Origin of the sequence: Sphingobacterium sp. T2 (genome assembly GCF_000814685.1) — a bacterium.
Lineage (GTDB): Bacteria > Bacteroidota > Bacteroidia > Sphingobacteriales > Sphingobacteriaceae > Sphingobacterium > Sphingobacterium thermophilum.
Genome location: NZ_JXAC01000267.1, coordinates 1 through 4804, shown reverse-complemented (window position 1 = coordinate 4804; position 4804 = coordinate 1). Strand labels below are relative to the sequence as shown.

General features: G+C 41.7%; 6 protein-coding genes and 2 rRNA genes. 2 read left to right on the top strand and 6 right to left on the bottom strand.

From position 1 onward, the window contains the following. Nucleotides 1–38: 38 nt before the first annotated feature. The gene (locus tag SD31_RS13910; protein ID WP_052259087.1) at nucleotides 39–554 is read right to left on the bottom strand and encodes a hypothetical protein; all 516 of its coding nucleotides are present in this window, start codon (nucleotides 552–554) and stop codon (nucleotides 39–41) included. 78 nt (nucleotides 555–632) lie between these two features. Between SD31_RS13910 and def the strand changes: the two genes are divergently transcribed. Further along, nucleotides 633–1220, top strand: coding sequence for a peptide deformylase (gene def, locus SD31_RS13905; protein WP_039054563.1), 588 nt, complete (start codon nucleotides 633–635; stop codon nucleotides 1218–1220). A gap of 80 nt (nucleotides 1221–1300) precedes the next feature. On the opposite strand, the gene SD31_RS13900 is transcribed toward def, so the two are convergent. The 3 genes from SD31_RS13900 to SD31_RS17685 form a co-directional block, all read right to left on the bottom strand. Further along, nucleotides 1301–2353, bottom strand: a complete 1053-nt coding sequence (locus SD31_RS13900; RefSeq protein WP_039054562.1) for a sugar phosphate isomerase/epimerase family protein — start codon at nucleotides 2351–2353, stop codon at nucleotides 1301–1303. 77 nt (nucleotides 2354–2430) lie between these two features. Continuing rightward, nucleotides 2431–3216: a glycosyltransferase family 4 protein gene (locus SD31_RS17690; RefSeq protein WP_197053738.1), complete on the bottom strand. Its 786-nt coding sequence runs from the start codon at nucleotides 3214–3216 to the stop codon at nucleotides 2431–2433. Nucleotides 3217–3307: 91 nt separating this feature from the next. Further along, nucleotides 3308–3661, bottom strand: a complete 354-nt coding sequence (locus tag SD31_RS17685; protein ID WP_197053737.1) for a hypothetical protein — start codon at nucleotides 3659–3661, stop codon at nucleotides 3308–3310. A 111-nt stretch (nucleotides 3662–3772) separates the two neighbouring features. Between SD31_RS17685 and SD31_RS13890 the strand changes: the two genes are divergently transcribed. Further along, nucleotides 3773–4354: a tRNA-(ms[2]io[6]A)-hydroxylase gene (locus tag SD31_RS13890; RefSeq protein WP_039054561.1), complete on the top strand. Its 582-nt coding sequence runs from the start codon at nucleotides 3773–3775 to the stop codon at nucleotides 4352–4354. A gap of 122 nt (nucleotides 4355–4476) precedes the next feature. On the opposite strand, the gene rrf is transcribed toward SD31_RS13890, so the two are convergent. Both rrf and SD31_RS13880 read right to left on the bottom strand, forming a co-directional pair. Further along, nucleotides 4477–4588: ribosomal RNA gene (gene rrf / locus SD31_RS13885) — 5S ribosomal RNA — on the bottom strand. 111 nt (nucleotides 4589–4699) lie between these two features. Continuing rightward, nucleotides 4700–4804, bottom strand: a 23S ribosomal RNA gene (locus SD31_RS13880); the annotation flags it as partial.

The following is a 4804-nucleotide window of genomic DNA, read 5'->3' as shown; positions in this document are numbered from 1 at the left end:
CATACGGGACTTAAAATCTTCAATAAAAGGCTTTCAAATCAGTTTGGAAAATACTCCCATCGATAAGTATAGCCTCCCTTATGGCAGAAGCGCAACAGCTCAAAAGAACGGTATTCGGCAGATTGGTCACGCATACGGCGGCCACCACTGAAAACGGCTACAGAGACTAGATCTCCCTTATAGAAAAGACCGTACCTATACTTTCCTGCAAGGGCAACCTGTAGATGGTACTCTTCCAAAAATGCCAAGGCCATCTCCTTATCTATGCGTGCTACCACCGTATTGCGAGCAAAGAGCCTACGTCCTCTTCCACAAAGCGACCTTATGCGGTCCAGCACTTTGAAATATGCCGAAGCCAACAAATCTATATCCAGATGGATGATTTTCTTATCAACAGTTGGCTTTATCCGTTCACTATGAGGATAATAAATAATGAGAAGATACTTTTCCGTATGGAGAAGACTTATATTTTCCTGATGCTCCACAGCCTGCAAGAGGCCTTCCCGTGTCAAATCCTCAACAAGTTTTTCCGTCCAATGTAAAAATCTAAGCATCGTCTAAATTTACTAAATTAATTGCGTCCCCATAGGCTAAAATTTTTTGGTAACTTTGTAACGTTGAAATTATTTAGAATGAAATTACCTATTGTAGCATATGGAGACCCGATCCTACGCAAGAAAGCCGAAGAGATCGATGAGGACTATCCAAATCTAAAAGAATTAATTGATAACATGTTCGAGACGATGTACGCGGCTCGCGGGGTCGGCTTGGCAGCACCACAGGTGGGACTACCCATAAGACTTTTCGTCGTTGACGGCTCACCTTTTGGGGAGGACGATGAGGACGGCGAAGGAGACCCTACCCTCAAAGATTTTAAGAAAGTATTTATAAACCCTATAATCATCGAAGAATCGGGAGAAAAGTGGGCTTTTAATGAAGGCTGTTTGTCCATACCCGATATCAACGAAGACGTACTTCGCCCTTCCAACGTGCTGATTAACTATCTAGACGAAAACTTCGAAGAGCACGAAGAAGAGCTTACAGGTATAGCGGCAAGGATAGTACAACACGAATACGACCATATCGAAGGAAAGCTGTTTGTTGACAAGTTAGGCCCCTTAAAAAAGGCTATGTTAAAAAGCAAGCTGGACGCCATTTCTAAAGGTCATATACGTGTAGGCTATAAGATGAAATTTCCTTTCCAGAAAAAAGGAAGATAATAGGCTTCTTTATATCCAGTGATAATCATTGTCTTTTCATAACTAAAAAGTCCTGCAGGGTTCTGCAGGACTTTTTAGGTTTACAAACCTAATATTTCTCGGTTAAACTTGTCGTCAGCACCTGTAGCAGCAAAATCATCGAAAGCCTTATCTGTCACACGAATGATGTGGTCCTTGATAAATTGAGCGCCTTCGGTAGCTCCGTCAATCTGATTCTTGATACAACATTCCCATTCCATCACGGCCCAGCCATCATAACCGTATTGTGTCAGCTTACTAAAGATGGTTTTGAAGTCCACCTGGCCGTCACCCGGAGAGCGATACCTTCCTGCCCTGTTAAGCCAGGACTGATAGCCTCCAAAAGTTCCTTGCTTTCCAGAAGGATTAAATTCGGCATCTTTCACGTGGAATGCTTTAATGCGCTCGTGATAGAAATCTATGTATTGGATGTAATCCAGCTGCTGCAGTACAAAATGTGATGGATCATAAAGAAGACAGGCGCGAGGATGGTTGTTGACTTTTTCTAAGAACATCTCGTATGTCACCCCGTCAAAGAGGTCTTCTCCCGGATGGATTTCATAACACACATCCACTCCTGCCTCGTCGAAAGCATTCAGAATCGGCATCCAACGTCGGGCAAGCTCCGAGAACGCTTCATCTACCAAGCCATCGGGACGCTGTGGCCACGGATGAAAATACTGCCACATCAACGCACCACTAAAGGTGGCATGCGCCTTTAACCCTAAATTCTGGGACGCTTTGGCAGCATAGATGAGCTGTTGTGTTGCCCATTCCGTCCTCGCCTTGGGATTGTTTCTATATTGTTGCGGAGCAAAAGCGTCAAACAGCTTATCATACGCCGGATGTACTGCCACCAGCTGCCCTTGAAGGTGTGTAGAAAGCTCCGTAATCTCTAATCCCAACTCTTGAAGTTTGCCTTTATATTCATCCGCATAGGTTTTACTTTCTGCTGCTTTCTGAAGATCGAAATATTTGGGATCTCCTGTCGGGATCTGTAAACCTACAAAACCTAAGGACTTTGCCCATCGCGCTATATTTTCCAAACTATTGAAGGGCTCTTGATCGGATATAAATTGTGCTAAGAAAATACCTGGACCTTTTATCGTTTTCATAATTTATAGTTTAATCATTTAAATATAACAATTTGTCGATAATAATAGGTCTGCAGGAAGCTTTTAGTCACTTACATTCATTCGATGTGCTCTCTTTTGTTTTTCTCTTCTATCCACAAAGACATATATTTCGTCGCGTTGAGCTGCTGTAACAACAATATCTCTCCGAGAAAATATTTCTTTCTGTAATCTGCTAAATCTTCTACCCTTTGTCGACAAAGACATACCAGGGCTTTGGTAAAAGAGTCGTCCGCTACGGTCTGGTTGAAGAGTTTAATGCCCTGCCGCTGTTTCTCCAGCCAAATTTCTTTATCCGAATAGAGTTGAACACATCGCTGCACCATAGTTTCATAATCTTCGGCAACAAATCCGCTCCACAGGTTGTCTATAGACATATCTTCAGCCCCTATAGGAGTTGTGACGGAAGGAGTGCCGACAGCCATAGCATCAACAAATTTGCCTTTAGCTCCAGCTCCGAAAGGTATAGGAGCCACAAGCACTCTATATTGCGCTAGCGTATCTCTAGCTTTTTCCGCCCTTCCTTTGACATGAAATCTTTGCTTTGGATTATGTAGTTGCATGACCTTTGCTCCGGCATACGCTCCGTAAATATGTAGTTCAGCCTTCGTCAGCACCTTGCTAAGCCTTGGCCATATTTCTCTTTTAAGGATTTCTACTGTACGGAAGTTAGGCTCGTGCATGAAGTTTCCTATAAATACAAGGTGTTGCCTTTCTTCGAATGCAGGAAGATGTGCGAGTATGTCGTCTTCCAGCCTTTTCTCCTGAAAAGGAATATAAAAAAGCTTCTCCTCCGGAATGAGAAATTGCTCCTTTAGCAACAGTATCTCGTATTTGGAAATCATCAATGATATATCCGAACGCAGGATGGAAGCCAGTTCCCTTTTAGCTACATAGGTGTGCAGATCTAATTCCGTCTTTCTCTTAAAAGATTGTTCACGTGACCAGCCTTAGAAAATGCAAATCTTCGGTGTCAAGTATGCGTAAGGCCTTAGGACATTTCTCAGCAACCCTCCATCCGTACTGCTCTTCCACCATAAAGCGGTCAAATACTACTATATCGGGTTGTAAACCTTCGACAAAAGCATCGAAAGAAGCATCGTTAAGCACTATAGCATGTTCTTTTATTCCTCTTTCTGCCAGAGGAAAGGAATATTTACTTTTTGCTGCTGCACATGCAAAATGTACCTCTCCTATCTGCGTGAAAGCTTCTACCAATTGCAATATACGCCACCCCGCTGCCGACGACTGTGGCTCCGGCCATACCAATCCTATAAAAAGTATTTTCATCTCCGATGATATATGCACAAAAATAAACCTTAATGCTAAGGTTTCACCTTCCAACAAGGAATTAAATATTAGTTTCGTAATTTTGTATCATATCATAAATAACATACATCTATGCTGGGCTTAAAATTATTGACAGACCCTCGATGGGCAAATATAGCAGAATCCAACCTTGAAGAAATATTATCGGATCACGCTTGGTGTGAACAAAAAGCAGCATCGAATGCCATAACCATCATCACCCAAAATCCTGAACATGAAGAGTTAGTGCATGAACTTACAGCTATAGCCATTGAAGAGTTGGGGCATTTTAAGATGGTCATCGACATCATAAAAGAAAGAGGATATACTTTAAGACGTGAGAGAAAAGACGATTACGTCAATCAATTATTGAAATTCTCGAAGAAAGACGGCTCCCGAAATCAGGCATTCATTGACAGGCTTTTGTTTGCAGCCATGATTGAAGCACGTAGCTGTGAACGCTTTAGAGTGTTAAGTCAAAATATTAAAGATGATTTTCTCAAAAAGTTTTATTACGATTTGATGGTCTCAGAAGCCAATCACTACACTACCTTTCTAAATTTCGCACGCAAATATACTATTGACGTAGACGTGGATAAACGTTGGAAAGAATGGCTTGATTTTGAAGGAGAGCTGATAAAATCCTACGGAACTAAAGAATATATTCATGGATAATATAAGTAAGCTAAAAAAGGAAGATAATATGTTTATCTTCCTTTTTATTTTCTCTTATGGATAGATAGCTTAAAACAAAAAAGCCTTATCGATATGGATAAGGCTTTTCTTTGTTTAATAAGGGTAGGCACCGACCTACTCTCCCACCTGTTACGGCAGTACCATCGGCTCTGGCGGGCTTAACTTCTCTGTTCGGAATGGGAAGAGGTGATCACCGCCGATGTAGGCACCTTAAGGTCTTTAATCTCTTTTTTGTATCACAACCTACTTAATTGTAAGCTTACTTACATTGACATTGTATTGAAAGAAAGAAAAGTTTCCGATTAAGACAACAGCGTATCTTATGCCTTGAAAGTCTACGGGCGATTAGTACTACTCGGCTTTGGTATCTCTACCTTTACACCTGTAGCCTATCAACGTCGTAATCTCCAACGACCCTATAGGGAAGTC